11 protein-coding genes are annotated in these 17239 nt (G+C 53.4%); 5 read left to right on the top strand and 6 right to left on the bottom strand.

Annotated elements, in window-relative coordinates:
* Window positions 1–236: 236 nt before the first annotated feature.
* Window positions 237–1391, bottom strand: coding sequence for an oligogalacturonate lyase family protein (locus FPZ49_RS16665; protein WP_144848788.1), 1155 nt, complete (start codon window positions 1389–1391; stop codon window positions 237–239).
* A 162-nt stretch (window positions 1392–1553) separates the two neighbouring features.
* Window positions 1554–2600 (bottom strand): copper amine oxidase N-terminal domain-containing protein, encoded by a 1047-nt coding sequence (locus FPZ49_RS16660; RefSeq protein WP_144848785.1) that lies wholly within the window; start codon window positions 2598–2600, stop codon window positions 1554–1556.
* Between the two features lie 252 nt (window positions 2601–2852).
* On the opposite strand from FPZ49_RS16660, the gene FPZ49_RS16655 reads away from it, so the two are divergent.
* The 5 genes from FPZ49_RS16655 (at window position 2853) to FPZ49_RS16635 (ending at window position 12320) form a co-directional block, all read left to right on the top strand.
* A complete protein-coding gene (locus tag FPZ49_RS16655) occupies window positions 2853–6110 on the top strand; it encodes a glycosyl hydrolase (protein ID WP_144848781.1) in 3258 nt (1085 codons plus the stop codon).
* An 80-nt stretch (window positions 6111–6190) separates the two neighbouring features.
* A complete protein-coding gene (locus FPZ49_RS16650) occupies window positions 6191–7150 on the top strand; it encodes an ABC transporter permease (RefSeq protein ID WP_144848779.1) in 960 nt (319 codons plus the stop codon).
* A gap of 13 nt (window positions 7151–7163) precedes the next feature.
* Window positions 7164–8033, top strand: a complete 870-nt coding sequence (locus FPZ49_RS16645) for a carbohydrate ABC transporter permease (protein WP_144848776.1) — start codon at window positions 7164–7166, stop codon at window positions 8031–8033.
* Between the two features lie 174 nt (window positions 8034–8207).
* Window positions 8208–10565, top strand: coding sequence for an AraC family transcriptional regulator (locus FPZ49_RS16640; RefSeq protein WP_144848773.1), 2358 nt, complete (start codon window positions 8208–8210; stop codon window positions 10563–10565).
* A 207-nt stretch (window positions 10566–10772) separates the two neighbouring features.
* Window positions 10773–12320: an extracellular solute-binding protein gene (locus FPZ49_RS16635; RefSeq protein WP_261381453.1), complete on the top strand. Its 1548-nt coding sequence runs from the start codon at window positions 10773–10775 to the stop codon at window positions 12318–12320.
* 42 nt (window positions 12321–12362) lie between these two features.
* Here FPZ49_RS16635 and FPZ49_RS16630 read toward each other — a convergent pair whose 3' ends face one another.
* The 4 genes from FPZ49_RS16630 to FPZ49_RS16615 are packed head-to-tail and all read right to left on the bottom strand — an operon-like array spanning window position 12363 to window position 17232.
* Window positions 12363–13532 (bottom strand): Ger(x)C family spore germination protein, encoded by a 1170-nt coding sequence (locus FPZ49_RS16630; RefSeq protein WP_144848770.1) that lies wholly within the window; start codon window positions 13530–13532, stop codon window positions 12363–12365.
* A gap of 40 nt (window positions 13533–13572) precedes the next feature.
* A complete protein-coding gene (locus FPZ49_RS16625) occupies window positions 13573–14727 on the bottom strand; it encodes a Ger(x)C family spore germination protein (protein ID WP_186445875.1) in 1155 nt (384 codons plus the stop codon).
* A gap of 7 nt (window positions 14728–14734) precedes the next feature.
* Window positions 14735–16147, bottom strand: a complete 1413-nt coding sequence (locus FPZ49_RS16620) for a spore germination protein (protein WP_261381456.1) — start codon at window positions 16145–16147, stop codon at window positions 14735–14737.
* Window positions 16147–17232, bottom strand: a complete 1086-nt coding sequence (locus FPZ49_RS16615; RefSeq protein WP_144848763.1) for an endospore germination permease — start codon at window positions 17230–17232, stop codon at window positions 16147–16149. Before FPZ49_RS16615 ends, FPZ49_RS16620 begins: the two co-directional genes overlap by 1 nt.
* Window positions 17233–17239 lie beyond the last annotated feature (7 nt).

Genomic DNA, 17239 nt, shown 5'->3' with positions numbered 1-17239 from the left:
AAAATCCGATATAAATCAGCCGTTAGCTTCGTCTACAGAGTAGCATAATTCATTTCGAATGAACATTTTTTAAGCGGATATGACATCCGCTTGTTTGCTGTGCACATTTTGCTTGACTAAACCAAAAAAACTAACGGCACAGGACTTTGTCCCATGCCGTTTCGGATTACATTTTTATACCCAGTCTAGTCTTTGAGCTTAACTAAATGACATTGGCCTTATGGGGCACCCTTTTGTTATCCTTCGTATAACGGAAGCGTCTCCGGATCATCGGGCAGATCCAGCAAATAGACATTGGCATAGCCGCTCCGGTCGCTTGTAAACAGCAGCTGTCGACCGTCCGGACTGAAACGCGGATGGGCGTGGACGTACTGCGAATGAAAGCTGCAGCGATGCTCACAAAGCACCCGCGGTGGGCCAAAGACTCCGTTAATTCGTTTCCAGTAGATTAGATCGTTTAGTGGAAATCGGCCATCGACAACCACTTGGTCGAAGCCTTGAGAGTGCGCATGCCAATTGACGAATTCAAACTCTACTTCTTCCAGCTCCGTATTGTCGTAACGGATTTTGCCGAAAAAGCCAGCGGAACGATCCGCCTTGAAGCCATGATAGCCCACATGCACGCCATCCTCATGCCAATACTCGTGTCCAACGAGCTCGAAGGGCTCCTTTCGCTCGCGGATTTTCCAGATCGAACCGTTGGATAGATCCATCCCCCAGATGCGATGATCGACCAGATGCCAAGGCCCTTCATGGCAGAAGGTCAATAAATTCGGATTCGTTGGCGAAGCGTTCAGATGTCCGATCCAGGCACGATCTTCATGCAGAATTTCCCACCCGCCGTCGGAACGCGTTGAGATCCGGGCAATACGGCACAGCGGCTTGGCTTCCATAAGCTCCTGGTGGCCGACATAGCCATTAGTCAAGTCGAGCCGAATCCGATTAGAGAAATCTTCAGATAAGGACACCAACAGGTAGCTGTTATCCGCCGTACAGGTGATTTGACCTGTCTTAAAGCCTTCCATCCCCTGGAACACCAGCTCCTCTTTCAGTGTTAAGAGATCCAGCGAGATGATTTTTTGACCCATCCGATAATAAGCGTGGGTGCCCGACGGATTTAAGCAAACGCTTAGATCGGAGTGCTCCGGTCCAAGCTCCGTAAGCTGGGTGATTTCTCCCGTTGCTAGCTCCAAACTGTACAGATTGGTGCAGTTGTGACGGTCTGAGACGAACAAGATTTTGTTGCCGCCGTCGTACCAGCCGTTTTCTGTAAAATATAAATGCCGGCTGTGTCCTTTAAAATTCGTCAACTGACGAATCGCCACGCCGCTCTTCGGATCCGTGTAACGCTTCTCCTCGGAAGGCCATACTTTTCCTTTTTCGTTTATCATCCTGTTATCCACCTCGCTCGTCATGCGGTTCGTGCTATTCAGCAGCTGCCGCTATCCCCAATGTAGCGAAGGGTGGAGTAACAGACAATTGGACATTTTTGCACACTTCAAAAAAAGGGACAGCCTTCCAATAAAGAGGCGGTCCCTTTCTTGTATAACAGCTTACTCAGCCGAGGCTTGCAGCACGATCTTGGCGGCTTTGCCGATCGGAGGCAGGCTCTTGGTCAGCACTCCGTTGTAGAAGCCGATGACTTTTGCACCTTTGACCAGGACGCTCTTGTCAATCGGTTGACCGTCCTTGCCCACGAGCGAGGTTTTGTCCGTCAGCTGCAGTACGATGGCGGATTGCGATTGCTCGGTCAAGCCGGCGCCTTTGATCAGAAGGCTGGTCACGCCATCCTCGCTAGTCCGTACTTCCTCAATCGAACCCGAAGTTCCGATGAAGTCGGCTGCTTCCGGCTTGGACACGATGGTAATCAAGTAAGCGGCCGTTTGCGGAGGCAGGCTCATCGTCATAGCCATGGAATGCTCCACTTCGATTTCCGTCCCAATCGTCAGATCCGAGAATTGAACCGTCGTGTCGGTGCTGTTGGCGGACGCGAAGAGGGTATCTTTGCTCACGTTCAGCACGATCCCGTCCGTCCCTACACCATTGATGCGAACGGTTTGGTGTCCGTCTTTGTTTTGCAGCGCGGTGATGATGCCTTTGGTCGTTGCGGTTTTAATTTTGCCTGCCGATGAAATGGAAACGGTGCTTTCGTTCACACTGACTTGAGCTTGCAGCATTTCGCTGACAAACGCAGCGGGAACGAACAATTTGCTGTCGACAAGGGCAGAGGCGGTGCCGAGCGGCTTGGACATTTTATTCATAGCATAGCGATCTTCGCCAGTGACGACGCTTGCTTGCAGGTTGCCTTTAACCAGGTCGGCCGACATCGTTTCCGCATTCCAAGTAAGAGTGAAGCCTAGTGCCTCAGCTACAGAACGAAGGGGGAGCATGGACTCTTTTGCATCGGCCAGTTTAAAGCCTCCAACCGATAATGGGGCCCCGTTCACGGTGACTTGGAGCTGCTCTTGGGCCATCGGTGCGGAAATGACGATCGCTTTGATCGGCTGTGGAGTGGCTTCTGCGGCATAGGCGGACCCTCCCATTAAAGAAATCGACAGGGCAGCGATGGCTGCAATTCGTTGGTTCATCCGATAGTTCATAATCAAGCTTCCTTTCTGTATGTACCAATGTTTTGATGACTTCAAGCTTATAAACGAGGCCCATCCTAACAATGTTGCCATTTGGATGTGGCTATTTTGTGACTCTACCGCCCGCCAAGCAAGAAAGTCAAAGCGCTGCAAGAAAGTGCAAACCCCGTGCAAGGCCTGATCAAAAGAATGCGATTGCCGCTTGCTCCCTCAAATCGTATAGTCAAAGCATAGAATTCCAAATTGCGAGGAGGAGCTTCTAACATGGAGTGGGGCGAGTTTCAGCAGCCGGGTGCGGCTTACCGGATTCAGCCGTTTTGGTTTTGGAATGGAGAGATGGATGACAGCCAAATTGAACGTCAAATTGAGGAGATGGCGGACAAAGGCTTGGGCGGATTTTTTGTTTGTGCGCGTCAAGGGTTGACCGTCCCTTATTTATCGCATGCTTGGTTCGCCAAGGTGCGGGTCGCGGTCGAATGTGCCAAACGCCTCGGGTTAGAGGTATGGCTGTACGATGAATATCCGTATCCGAGCGGGATCGCCGGCGGGGAAGTCACGCTCGAGCTGCCGGAGGCGAAGCATTACACGCTGACGCAGCATGTGGAACGCGTCCAAGGAGGAGCAGCGCTTAGCTTGGAGCTGCCGTGGGCACGGATCCTGAGCGCCAAAGCGGTACCTATTGGAGGGGACGGCACTAAACTGTGGGATCAGGCCGTGGATGTGCGCGAGATGATCGGGAACTATCAAGCGGATCCAATCTTTCAGAAGGCGGGACTGACGGCGTATAACCAGAAACGGTTTTTCACCTACCGGACGATTTACAAGCTGGTGTGGGACGTGCCACAAGGGGAGTGGGAAATCTCCATTTCCATGGAAAAAGAAATTGACGACTTCAAATATTACGGTACCTTCGTCGACCCGGGCAACAAAAAAGCGATGGAGACGTTCATCCGTCTTACGCACGAAAAATATGCCGAGCATTTTGGGGAGTATTTCGGTACGACGATTCGGGGTATGTTCACGGACGAAATCGGGTATCTCGGCAAAATTCCTTGGTCGCCGCAGCTGCCAGCCTTTTTCCGTGAGCGCTGCGGATATGAGCTTAAGGATCATTTGCAAGCGCTTCACGATACGGATTACCCGGATGCTGCGCGCATCCGCTATGACTTTTATCAAAGCGCGCATGAGCTGATCGTGGATTGCTACCACAAGCCGGTGCACGACTGGTGCGAGGCGCATGGACTGGAGTATATCGCGGAAGTGCCGGCGATGCGCATGACAACCCAGCGCTTTAGCCACATACCGGGAGGCGATTCGGGACACGAGAAGCTGGGACGGTCGCTCGATTGGATTCTCAACCGCTACGCGGGCAGCTTCCGCGACAATCCGAAGATGGCGACGTCGATTGCCCGCCAGCTCGGCCGGACACGCATTCTCGATGAGTGCTTCCATAGTGTAGGCTGGTCGATGACCCTGCAGGATGCCAAATGGATGATCGACCGCATGGCAGCGTACGGCGTCAATATGTTCAACTTCCATGCGTTCTTCTACACGCTGGACGGGATGGTGAAGCATGACGCGCCGCCGTCGCAGTTTTTGCAAAATCCGTATTGGGAACATTTCCGCCAATTGGGCGATTACACCGGCCGGATCAGCCAGCTGATGGCCTCCGGCACAGCCGACATCCGCATCGCGGTGCTCGACCCGACGACCACCTTGTGGCGGCATCTGGCGAACCCGATGCACCGGTTCCACTACGGCGGCGCGGATGGCGCCGAGAAGGAGCGGCTCGCTCGGCTGATGCAGGATTGGAATGCGATCAGCATTCATCTGCTGAAGCAGCGCCGCGACTATGATCACCTCGATCCGGAGATGCTTGCGGAAGCGCGGATCGAGAACCACCGCCTCGTGATCGGTCATGCGACATACGAGGCACTGGTACTGCCGCCGATGACGAACCTTGAGGCAGGGGCGTGGAAGGTGATCCGCGAGTTTGCAGCACAAGGCGGCGCGGTCATCGCGCTGGGTCTGCTGCCGCACGAGCGGATCGAGGAAGACAGCCCCGAGCCGGGCGAGGTGCTGGCGCTGTTCGGCGCGGATGCAGAGCACCGGGCCCAGTATTGGGCTGCGGCGGCGAATGCCGATGGGGCGCAGGCGGTTGTCAGGCGCGGAGCGAAGCGCGCCAGCTGGGTGCCGCGGCAGGCGGACCTCGCCGCGACCATGCAGCAGCTCACGGAGCTGCTGGAGGCGGTGGCGCCGGCGCCGGTGCGCTACGCGACGAGCGAGCCGTGCGAGTCGGTGCTGCTGCAGGTGCGCCAGCTGGCCGAGGGCCGCTACACGGCGTTCGTCAGCCAGCAGGAGGGCGAGCTCCTGAGCGCCGAGCTCTTGGTCGACGCCGCGCTGCTGACGGGGCTGGACGCGGATGCGACGCTGGCGTTCCGCGAGCTGGATCTGGAGACCGGCGAAGCGTACGCGCTGACTGCTGAGCGGCAGGGTAGCGGTCTCTGGCGCGTGAAGCTCCCGCTGGAGCCGTACCAAGCGAGACTTGTGGAGTGGACGCAGCCTAACGAAGCGCAATCCGCCTCCATCGCCAAATCTCGTCCGGAGGCAGCGCCAGTTACCGTATCGAAGCAAGGAGAATGGCAGGTCCAAGCGCTGTCACCGAATGCTGTCCGCTTCGACCACTTCCGATTGAGCATCGGAGACATTACAGCGCAAGAAGGCATCCCGGTCAAGGTGAAAACCTTCATTGACCAATGCGAGGACATCGCCGCCGAGCGGGAGTTCCCGGTCGCCTTCCGGCAAATGTTCGGCACGCCGCTGAAGCTCAGCATGGCGTACCCGCTGGCGTGCACGTTCCGCACGCAGGTACAAATCGATACGCTGCCAGAGTCCTGCAGCGTATTCATGGATGCATCCGCCATCTCCGGCGAGTGGACGCTGCGCATTAACGGCCACGCGCTGACGCGAAGCGATTTCCGCAGCAGCGAAGTGTACGACTACCGCAACATCGCCTGCGACGTCACGTCCTTCTTGCAGACCGGCGTCAATGAGCTCGCCGTCGAAGTGCAAGTCGCACACGATTGGGATGGCGTTGTCGATGCCCTCTATCTCGGCGGACCGTTCGGCGTCGCATTTACCGACACTACGAAGCCGGTCATCACCGCAGCGCCTGCGACCCAGCCGGAGCTGCCGGAGGTGTTCTGCCCAGGCTTCCCGTATTATGCCGGCAAGCTGTCCTACCAGCGCACGCTGCAGGTCGACGAACGGCCGACCACGCCGGAGTTTGAGCTGCGGCTTGCGGATTGGACCATCCACGATGAGGTGGAGGTTCGCCTGAACGGCCAAAGCCTCGGCGTGAGGCCATGGGCGCCATACCGCTGGACGGGCGAGAGCTCGCTGCTGCAAGCAGGCGACAATACGATCGAAGTCATCGTCACCTCTTCGCTGATCGGCCTGCTCGAAGGCAACTACTTCGATGATGCCGAGCATAAGGTGAAGCCGGTTTATGAGCGAGTGTAAGTAATAACATCCAGAAGTCGGTCCGATGACGGCGTATTAGCCTCGTTCGTCGGACCGGCGAACCTGAAAGGAGCCTGCGCATGGAACATATTGAAGCCGCAACGACACCGCGACCACAACGACGACCAGCCGCCAAGTCGCGGGTTTGGCTGGACCTGCGGCGTGATAAATACTTGTATTTGTTAGCGCTGCCAGGCCTGCTGTTTTTCCTTGTATTCAAATACGTACCGATGTTCAATGTCATCATCGCCTTCCAGAATTACTCTCCATTTATGGGGATCATGAAGAGCCCGTGGGTGGGCTTCATGCACTTCGAGCGGTTTTTCGCCAATCCGGATTTCATGCTGCTGTTCCGCAACACGATGGCGATCAACCTGCTGAATTTGGCGCTATTTTTCCCGCTGCCGATCGTGGTCTCGCTGATGCTCAACGAGGTGCGCAGCACGATTTATAAGCGCTTAGTGCAATCCATCGTCTACATGCCGCACTTCCTGTCCTGGGTCATCATCGCAGGCCTCACATTCCTGCTGTTCGCCAAGGGCCAGGGGGTCGTGAACAAAATGCTGGAGTCCGCCGGCTTTGCACGGATTGACTTCCTAACGAGCCCGAACCTGTTCTGGATCTTCGTAACCGGACAATCGATCTGGAAGGAGGCCGGCTGGGGCACGATCGTGTTCCTCGCGGCGATTGCCAGCGTTGATCCGCAGCTGTATGAAGCGGCGCGCATGGACGGGGCAGGGCGCTTGCGCCAAATGTGGCACGTGACATTGCCGGCCATTCGCAGTGTAATCGTCATCCTGCTGATCCTGCGTCTCGGTCATATTATGGATGTCGGCTTTGAGCAGATTTTCCTGATGTACAATGGTGCCGTATCCAAGGTAGCTGAGGTGTTCGACACCTACGTATACCGCGTCGGGATTCAGCAAGCGCAGTTCAGCTACAGCACCGCCGCCGGCTTGTTCAAATCGGTTGTGGGCCTTGCTCTCGTGCTGATTTCCAACAAGCTGGCCAAAAAATTCGGCGAAGAAGGCGTCTTTTAAGGAGGGTGAGCAGATGAAAACAAGCGTCGGTGATAAAATTTTTGATAGCGTCAACGGGCTGCTGCTCGCGCTTCTGGCGATCGTGACCTTTTTCCCGCTGTATTATGTGTTTGCCGTATCGTTCACGGATCCAACCGAATATTTGCAAAAAAAATTCGTGCTGTTCCCGCATACCTGGTCCTTCGCATCGTATGAGTACATGCTCTCGTCCAAAGCGTTCCTGCGCTCGCTCGGCAACAGCGGGTTTCTCGCCACCGTAGGCACTGCGTGCAGTCTCGTGGTCACTGCGGCGCTCGCGTACTCATTGTCCCGCAAACGGCTGCGCGGCCGTAAGACGTTCATGCTGCTCATCCTGCTGACCATCCTGTTCAGCCCGGGGATCATCCCGAACTATCTGGTCGTGCGCGAACTAGGCATGATTAACAGCATCTGGTCACTGATCATTCCGGCGTTAGCCAGCGGATGGAATGTGATCCTGATGAAAAGCTTTTTCGACAGCATTCCGGTCGAGCTGGAGGAATCCGCTCAGATCGACGGCTGCAACGATATCGGGATCTGGTTCCGCATCATTTTGCCGTTGTCACTCCCGTCTCTTGCTGCTTTCGGGTTGTTTTACGCGGTCGGCTACTGGAATCAATATTTCTCGGCCCTGCTGTACCTCAACGACGCTTCGAAGTGGCCGATTCAGGTGCTGCTGCAAAACATGCTGCTGAGCGCCAACAACAGCGACTTGGCTGTTTCCACGACGTCCTCGGTGGCACCGCCGTCCGAAACGCTGCAGATGGCCGCCGTCATCATCGCTACACTGCCGATTTTGCTCGTGTACCCGTTTTTGCAGAAGCATTTTGCCAAGGGTGCGATGGTCGGCTCGGTCAAAGGCTAGAGGAATACGACGAATGCGGTCCCAAGCCTGGTTCGGGGGAAAATTTTTTCTCTCGAATCGGGCTCTTCGCATGTAAGGCGTCGACAACCGGCATGGAGTCCGAAAAGGAATTCGGCGTCTGTGTGTGGAATATGTAAAAGCCATTCGACATAACAGGGCAACAGGAGGTGCGGCATGACAGAAACGTGGAAGAAATGGCTTCGCCTGGGCGGCGAGCGGGAGGAACGCGGGGGGTACCGGCGCAGCTTTTACCGTAAAAGCCTAACGCTGATTGTGCTGATCGCCTGCATTCCGGGCCTCATCATCGGGATGGGGATCTACTGGACCGCGACCAGCCAAATCGAAAACGAGCTGCAGCGTCTGCACCAAAGTCAAATCAAGCAGCGGGCAGAAAATATTGACGATCAGCTGATGTATCTGGAAATGACATTCTCCCATTGGACATTCGATCCGAAGTTCGACCAGCGGCTGAAGGATATCGATTTTGTGTATAAATACGACCAAGTGCAGGAGCTCTACCGGACGATGCTGGTGCTGGAATCGTCGCATCCGTTGATCAATCAAGTGGAGCTGTTTCTCACCAAGCCTAGGATGTTGACGCTTACAAAAGAGAAGTATCGATTTATGAGCGATCCGGCGGAGATTGAGCGGTATAACGCGCTGCTGCAGGAGAAGAAGACGATCTTCTGGACCGATGCGGACCCTAGCACAGCTAACGGCAGCGAAAAAAAGCTGACGCTCGTCACCAAGCTGCCTGGCGGGATGCCGGAGCAATTCGGGCTGCTTACGGCCACGCTCGATAAAACCAAGCTCAGCAAGCTGCTGCGCACGCTCACCCCTTACAATGAAGGTGCTAGCCTGTTGATGCCAGGCGACAGCGATTGGGCCATTACCGGCGACGATAAGCCAAGCGAGCTCGATCGGGCGATTCAAGACGAATATAAGAAACGGGAGGGGAAGAACGATTCCTTCCTGTTCACCTATAAAAACTCGACGTATTCCGTTTCCTCCGGCACGTTCTCTCGTCTAGGGATGACGTGGGTATACTTATCGGCGGCGCCGCTAACAGCGATTACCTCCCCTGTCATCTTCCTCTCGAAGCTGATCGTATTCATCAGCTTGGGCGGTCTGGTGCTGGCATTGCTGTTCTCGTGGCTCGCTTCCAATCGGCTGTACACGCCGGTGGATCGGCTGGTTCAGATGCTGTCCGGCTCAACGCGCGGCGCGCTCCGCACGGGCAGCAAGGATGAATTCGAGCTCATTGAGAAGCATTGGCTGGAGCTGAACCGCGAAAGCGAGACGCTGAAGGACAAGGTGGAGCAGCAGATGCCGCTCGTCCGCGAAGGCTTCATGCTGCAGCTTGTGCAGGGGTATTTGTTCTCCTACCATGAGCGCGATATTCGCGAACGGCTGAAGCATTACGGGCGCGAGGTGGACGGACGCTCGTTCGTCGCTATGATGATCCAGCTGCACGGCTTGTCGGCGCTGGAGGGACGGTTTTCTACGGGCGATGAGGAGCTCGTATCCTTCGCGGCTGCGAATATCATCGATGAAATGACGAAGGTGCGGCTCGACGGGGCGGAGGTCGTCAATTTCCACGATATGCGCATAGGCGTGCTCATTCTGGTGCCTGAGGACGTGGCGCCTCAGCGGCTGCGCAGCGATCTCCGCGAGCTGAGCGAGGAGCTGATCCAGGTCATCCGCCGCATTCTCAAGCTGTCCGTCACCGTGTCGTTCAGCCCTATGACGTCGCAGATCAAGCAGATTCCTTACTTGTTCGAAGAATCGCGGCAAGCATTGAGCTACCGGGATATGCCGGAGGAAGGCCAAATCATCGATCTCGAGCTGCTGGACAAAACGGATTCCCAGCGTAAGTTCCATTATCCGTTTCCGTTGGAGAAGGAGATCGTGCATGCAATCCGCATGGGCTCGGAGGATGAAGCGGCCGCGCTGATCGAGCAGTTTTTGGGCGAACTAACGCAAGAAGGACGGGCAGAGCTCGTCGTGCGCCAAGGCATGCTGCAGCTGCTGGGCAGTGTGCTCAACGCGATGATGCATTCCGGGATGAATCCGGTGCATATGTTTGCGGGCGCGAATCTGTTCGATGAGCTCAGTGTGCAAAAGGGACCGGACGACATGCTGCGCTGGTTCCGCAACCGGATCGTGCGCTCGTTCGTGCAGGAGCTGATCAGCAAGCAGGATTTCCACTTGAAGCAAATGGTCGAGCAAGTCGTGCTGTACTTAAACGAGAAGTATATGACGGACCTATCGCTGGAATCATGCGCCGATCAGTATGGTACAAGCCCATATACGCTGAGCCGTGCATTCAAGCAGATCACCGGCATCAATTTCATCGACTACTTAACGAACATCCGGATGGCGACCGCCAAGGAGCTGCTGAAGGAGAGCGAGCTAAAGATCACCGAGGTGGCGGAAAAAGTAGGCTACCAGCAAAGCTACTTCAACCGCATATTCAAAAAATACGAAGGCGTTACCCCCAGCCAATACCGCGACATGGTCCGGGAGGCATAGCATTTGTTTTAACGCCCGTCGGAGCTGGCTTCGGCGGGTATATTCATTTACTACTGGTCCTGCAATAAAGTGCAAACCCTTATCCAGCGCGGCTGCAAGAAAGTCCGATTGTCTGGAGAACCGCTCTGCTTTACCTTGAAGGAAGTGCAGCGGTTAAAGCCGGCTGCAATATATGAAACCGTTCACAATAAAGGGAGGAGTCTTGCAGTGAAAGTAAAAATGAAAAAACAAGCGTTGCTCAGCGTCGCTTCGATTCTCGCTTTGTCCGGCGTACTCGCAGCTTGCGGCGGGGGGAACAGCCAATCGGCATCCGCACCGGCCGGTGACGCAGCGAAAGCGGAGGATCCGCTTCAACTCAGCATCATGACGATTTTGTTAACCCCAACACCGGCGGCTGACGATAATCCGATCAAGCGGGCGATTGAGAAGGCGACGAACTCCAAAATGAACATTCAATGGGTATCGTCCAACACGTATAACGACAAGCTGAACGTGACTTTGGCCTCGGGGGACATTCCGGATCTGACCTACATTAGTGATCCGTTCTCTCCGGTATTCCGATCCATGGTACAGCAGGGCGCGTTCTGGGACATCACGAACTACATCAAGGACTATCCGAACCTGTCCAGCAAAATTTCCAAAACCGCTTGGGAGCTGACCAAGATGGAGGATGGCAAAAACTACTCCATCCCGCGTCCGCGTCCATCGGAAGCCGACAGCTTCTTCATCGTGCGGAAGGATTGGCTGGATGCACTGGGCATGAAGCCGCCAACAACGACCGATGAGCTGTACCAGATGATGAAAGCGTTCACCGAAAACGATCCGGACAAGAACGGCAAGAAAGACACCGTGGCCTTCACGGCGAACGTGAACCCGACGGATATGGGCTCGCTCGGGCCGATCGAAAATGCGTTTACCGGCGTCAACGGCAACTGGAAGCTGGTCGACGGCAAAATGGTTTACGCCGCGTTCCTGCCGGAAGAGCGCCAAGCGCTTGAATATTTGCGCAAGCTCGTAGCCGAGAAGCTGATTCCAGAAGACTTTGCTTCGATGAAAGGGACCCAGGTGAAGGATCTGTTCAAGGCCGGCAGAGCGGGTATGATCCAGGATAAGGCCGGTACAATGAACGACTACTTGCCGGACATTAAGAAAGCAGCTCCGAACTTCAAGGAAACCGACTTCTTCCCGCTGACTTCGGTGAACAACTACAATCCTAAGGGACCAGGCTTTGCCGGTACGCTGGCGATTCCGAAGAAGGTGCCTGAAGCGAAGATGAAGCGCATCCTGAAACTGGTGGACACTTGGATGAACGACGACGTGTTCAACATTCAGCAGTACGGCTTTGAAGGCACGCACTATACGGTCAAGGACGGCGTGAAGGTTGTCGATACGAAGAAGCTGAACGACGACAACGGCCCAGACTTTAACCAGATCGTGTATGTAGCGGATCCTTATGCGAGCTCGACCAAGGTGTTCTTCCCGAAAGAAGCCAACGATCTGTACAAGAAAATTCAGGACGAACGCGCGAAAAACAGTGTAGCCGACAGCAGCATCGGTCTGTTCTCGCCTACGTCGCAGCAATTCCTGCCGGAGTTCCAGAAGAACCTGCAGGATTTGAAAACGAAGATTTTGCTCGGCTCCGCGCCGATTACCGCTTGGGATGACTATGTAAACAAAATGAAGAACGATCCGAACATCGTGAAGATCAGCCAAGAAATGACGGACGCCTACAAGAAGCGTTCGGGCGGTAAATAAGCTTTAGAATAGAGGAAGCGAATGACCTGGCTGTAGCCATGTTCATTTCGCTCCCTCTATTTTTTCATCCAGCATTTCGTCGAGCAAGCCTGAATGCAAGAGCTTTACCTTCACCTGAATATCGGAGAGAGAGGACTCGGACAAGCGGAACGGGTGAAGTTTCGTTAGTTTGCTCCACTCTTGGTAGTGGTCTTTGTATGCAAAATACTCCAGCTGATAGATGTCAATCTTCTTTTTCAGCGCGGCAAGGTACGTTTGCTTGATCTGCTGCTTGACGACCGCTTCCGCCTTCTTCACCATTTCGGTCTCCGTCATGGGCGTATCGAGCTCGACAACATTGCCGGACAGCTCCACTGCGATGGAAAAGGTTGGCTCGCCTGAGCTGAACGAGGTGCTAATTTTGGGCTTAGGATGTTCAAGTGACAGGGTATCTACTGAATCTTGTGCGGCGGGAATAAGAATGGGGGATCGGACCGTTTCCGGAGTCATCCACCTTAAGCCTTCCAGCTGATTTTCATTTAAAGCGCCTAGATAGTGATCTTTCGTAATAAAATAAGCGCCATTCACCATCATTTTCGATTCCTTGGCGTCGTTGCGCTTCCATTGGGAATGATTAATGGTGATCGAAGGAACAATGACGGTTTTTCCGGGCTCGTGGATATCCGAAGCAAATTGCAAATAGCTGATCGGCTTGATCCAGGATCGCTGTTTATAGTTTTGGATCGGTTCGTGCTCAATGGTGGACAGCTCGGACAAATTGAAGAAAGCCGGTGTGACGAAGAGCTGATCCATCGGCTCCTTGGTCGCATAAACCCATGGCGTAAACCGAATTTCCCGGTAGCGGGTAATGGCGTCGTTAAATTCATCGGTTCCATGCGCTAAAGCTCGATCAGTAATAACGATCGACGTGATTTGACTCCATAAAATACGCTGCTGCGCGGTCCGGTAGAAGTCATTAAGTGCCATGTTAAAGGTTTCGCCCTTGCCTTTGCCGACCCAGGTTACGGCGGGTGTAGTGCTTTTTCGGGAGCCTTCCTGCTTCGCGACGGAGGAAAAATCCAGCATTTGGCCATAGGCAATGAATTGATTGTCGGCGTAGTCAAATCCAAGCGCGGTGATGTAGTTTATGTTTTCAATATAATGGATATCCCAGCAGCCGCTAAGCGTTAAGACGACCGGAAGCCATAGAAGCCTTCGGATCAGTGCACCCATCCTGCCCTTCCTCCTCCTTTCCAGACAGCTCTCAGCAAAATCATTCCATTTTTCTCATGCCGGTGCTGGTAATCTCTAAATGAACTTTAATATCCCCTAACGAGCTTGGATTCAGTGCGAGCGGCTGACTGTGGGTGAGCTCTTGCCATGATGAATAATGCTGCTTGTACAGCTCATTTTCCAGTTGATACAGATCTGAGCCGATGGCTAAGCCTTCATTATAGGTAAACCGGATTTCCTTCTCTACCGCCGCTTCCGTTAGCTGCTCCAGCTTTTGCATGGACATCTCCCCATGGAGCTCGACAATATTTCCTTTTAGCTTTACGTGGAGGGAAAACGTAGGATTTTGCCCGCTAAGGCGGCTTTCAATCTCAAAGGAGGGATTCTCCAAGGACACCGTGGCTTTCGCGCGATCCTCGTCCTTCACCACAATCGGCGATCGTCTGGTTCGATTCGATAACCACCGGATGCCCCGCAGCTTCTCATCATTCAACCAACCGTTGTACCGGTTGTCATGAATGATGAAGGCGCCATCGATCTCCAGCTTCGGATCCGGTTCCTGATTTCTTTTCCATTGCTCTTTGTCGATAGAAAGTGAGGGGAGAACGACGGTTTTACCGGGCTCAAGCAGATCCGAAAGCAGGTATAGTAAACGGATTGGCTGCACCCAGGAATGCTGCCGGTACGTCCCGATCGGCTCATGGATTAGCGTGGCAAGATGAGATAAATTAAAGAACGGCTGTACGGTAAACAACTGCTCGATGCTTTCCCGGGTACCATAAATCCAAGGCGTCACTCGCAGCTCCCGATAGCGCAGATGCGCGTCGTTCATTGTCATGAGTCCATGATTAATCATACGCTCGGATAAGATCATTGAAGAAACATGGGCCCAGACGACTCGCTTCTGCGCCGTTCGATACAGATCGGTGATCGCCAGATTCACGGTTTTCCCTTTGCCAATACCTACCCATACAATCGCCGGATCCGTCGATTTGGGGCCTTCCTGCCTGGACACGGCTGAAAAATCAACCATTTGGCCATAGGCGACAAATTGACCATCGACATAATCCATCCCAATGGCATTCACCAAATCGATATCTTCGAGATTTTGCATATCCCAGCAGCCGGTAATCCAAAGCAGGGAAGAAAATAAGACGCATAGCCCGAAGAGCTTCATGCGCCTTTTGAATGACATGGAGTGGTTATTTTTTAAACATTTTAGGCTTCGAATATTTCCACCTCCTCGGAACATCCAAAATCGCTTTCACCCAATCTCCCCCAAACGACGGAGGAGCCAGCGGCTCGAGGTATCCGATCCCAAAGGATTCCAAGCCGGCCATGTACATGATGATAAACATCATACTAATAAAGAAGCCGAACATGCCCATTAGCGACGACAAAATCAGCGAAAAAAAGCGCAAAATGCTAACCGTCCCGCTAAGCGATTGATTGACTAAAATAAAGGTAGCTACGGCTGTAACTGCAGAAACGACCAGCATGGTGGGCGAGGTTAAACCGGCGCGGATCGCGGAATCACCGACAATCAGCCCGCCAACGACGGCTACAGTTTGTCCGACGGCTCGGGGGAGACGGATGCCGGCTTCGCGAAACAGCTCGAACAAGCCCAGCATGAGCAGTGCTTCCAATGGCGCCGATAGGGGCAGGCCCAGCCTGGAGTTGGTCACCGTGGCCAGCAGCTTGAACGGGATCTGCTCCATATTAAACGCCGTGAGTGCAATCCAGAAGCCCGGCAAAAAGATGGATACGAAGAGCCCGAAGATTCGCAGCAGCCGTTCAAAGGCCACGAAATAAAACGGAAAATGTAAATCCTCCGGAGACTTGAGCTGCTCGGTCAGATTGGTAGGACCAATCAAGGCCATCGGCGAGCCGTTGACCAGCACGACAAAGCGGCCGCGCAGCAAGCACTCGGCGGCGAAGTCCGGCCGGCCAATGTAATCGAGCAGCGGGAAGAGCGAATATTTTTTGTCGCCCAGCACTTCTTCATACTGCATACTGCTGAACAAGGCGTTCGTTTCGTAGTTTAGGATGCGCTCCCTCGCTTGCTGGATGACCTCGGGGCTGGCCATATTTTTAAGATAGAGCAGGGAGACGACTGTATGGCTTTCTTTACCGATCTTAAACTGTTCGTTTTGCAGGTTAGGTGTCCGTAACCGCTTGCGAATCAAGGCGATATTGGTGGAGATTTCTTCGGTAAATCCATCGCGCGGACCCTTTAGCGAAATTTCCGTTGCGGATTCCTCCGGACTTCGCTTGGGTATTTTATCCATATTGTAGGAGTATATGCGGTTGGCGACAAAAATCATCAGATGCCCGCTGAATAAAGCAACCGTCCACTCCTCATCGGACTTCAGTTCATGAACTTGCAGGCTTTTTCCTATTTCTATTGCAATCTCATCATCGGGACAGTCTTCCTCCAGCACCTCCCTAAACACTGGAAGCACCGTCTCATTGAGCTGTTTGAAATCCGACATCCCTTCACAGAACACCAGGATTAGCAGAGTGGATTCCTCGGAAGGGTAGCATTCAATTATTATATCGGCCGAATTCTCAAATTGGGCTTGCAACGCAGCTTTATTCCATCTGGTGTCCAACATCATGAAGACATACCTTTCCTCTTGGTTTTCACATAAACCAGCACGAACAGAACTAGCGACAACGGAAGAATACAGAAGAAAACGGCCAAATAAAAATCCTTGATTAATCTGGAATAGATGGCTTCGGGGATTTTGACAACCACCATCAGAAACAGCATGGCCAAGCCAAACAGCCCGTAGCCGATCATTTTACTCTTCCTATTCTGCAGCTGCAGCAAATCGATCAGCAGATACAGCGACAACGAAATTCGTATAAACGCGCCCGAGATCCATTGGTAAATAGACAAAAAGTCGACATGGGAAACGAAGGCTCCCAGCTGAACCAGCCGCCATTGCTCATATGCCGGATATTTTAATTTCACGGCTTCATAGCCAAACGCTGCAATCGCACCCATCAAAGGCCCTAGGGTTAGCCCTCCGAGAAGGAACAATACCACTGCAAGGTGCCACCACTTTACGTCTTCCTTAATATGATGCTGAAACAGCAGCACTATGATGATCTCCAGCATGCTTGCTCCTACATAAGTCATGCAGAGTAAGATGGGGCCACTTCCCGTGGTAAATAGAGGGAACAACAAGCTGTACCGCTTCACTTGGAAATTGCTGCTCATGACAAAATAGCCTAAGCACCAAACGAAAGGCAGAAGAATACCCGCTGCAATGGCAATCGCCTTAATCCCTTTCGATGCCGCATACATGCACAGCAGAAGCAAAGTAGAGCATGTCAGCAGCATAGGCGTCTGGGGCAGGTAGGTGATTTTCGTCCATGTGATCACTTCCCGGAGGGTAATAAACATGTTGATGGTCATATACAAAAAAAATATTCCTATGAACACGGGCTTGAACCAGTTTAGCCGGCTCGTCTTTAGCCATTGCACAAGATTGGTCTGTTTGGTTTTCTTCATTATGTAAAAGGGAATGGTAACCCATAGGATGCAGAGCGGGACAGTGAAGATGATGCTGATCCATGAATCCTTTTTGGCGGCATCCAGCAGGAGAGGGAGAAGTGTCACATGATTAACCAGCCCCACCGTCATAATCATCAACATGCCCATTTGGAGTGCTGTGATTTTCTGATTATTCAAGATAAGC

Source organism: Paenibacillus cremeus (genome assembly GCF_007786445.1).
GTDB lineage: Bacteria > Bacillota > Bacilli > Paenibacillales > NBRC-103111 > Paenibacillus_G > Paenibacillus_G cremeus.
The sequence above is the reverse complement of the archived record's forward strand: the minus strand, read 5'-3'. Positions and strand labels throughout refer to the sequence as shown.

What these genes read in the sequence shown, in the direction of transcription:
- FPZ49_RS16650 (WP_144848779.1), top strand. Translation starts at nt 6,191, where the DNA reads ATGGAACATATTGAAGCCGCAACGACACCGCGACCACAACGACGACCA.
- FPZ49_RS16660 (WP_144848785.1), bottom strand. Translation starts at nt 2,600, where the DNA reads ATGAACTATCGGATGAACCAACGAATTGCAGCCATCGCTGCCCTGTCG.
- FPZ49_RS16640 (WP_144848773.1), top strand. Translation starts at nt 8,208, where the DNA reads ATGACAGAAACGTGGAAGAAATGGCTTCGCCTGGGCGGCGAGCGGGAG.
- FPZ49_RS16630 (WP_144848770.1), bottom strand. Translation starts at nt 13,532, where the DNA reads ATGGGTGCACTGATCCGAAGGCTTCTATGGCTTCCGGTCGTCTTAACG.
- FPZ49_RS16625 (WP_186445875.1), bottom strand. Translation starts at nt 14,727, where the DNA reads ATGTCATTCAAAAGGCGCATGAAGCTCTTCGGGCTATGCGTCTTATTT.
- FPZ49_RS16655 (WP_144848781.1), top strand. Translation starts at nt 2,853, where the DNA reads ATGGAGTGGGGCGAGTTTCAGCAGCCGGGTGCGGCTTACCGGATTCAG.
- FPZ49_RS16620 (WP_261381456.1), bottom strand. Translation starts at nt 16,147, where the DNA reads ATGTTGGACACCAGATGGAATAAAGCTGCGTTGCAAGCCCAATTTGAG.
- FPZ49_RS16665 (WP_144848788.1), bottom strand. Translation starts at nt 1,391, where the DNA reads ATGATAAACGAAAAAGGAAAAGTATGGCCTTCCGAGGAGAAGCGTTAC.
- FPZ49_RS16645 (WP_144848776.1), top strand. Translation starts at nt 7,164, where the DNA reads ATGAAAACAAGCGTCGGTGATAAAATTTTTGATAGCGTCAACGGGCTG.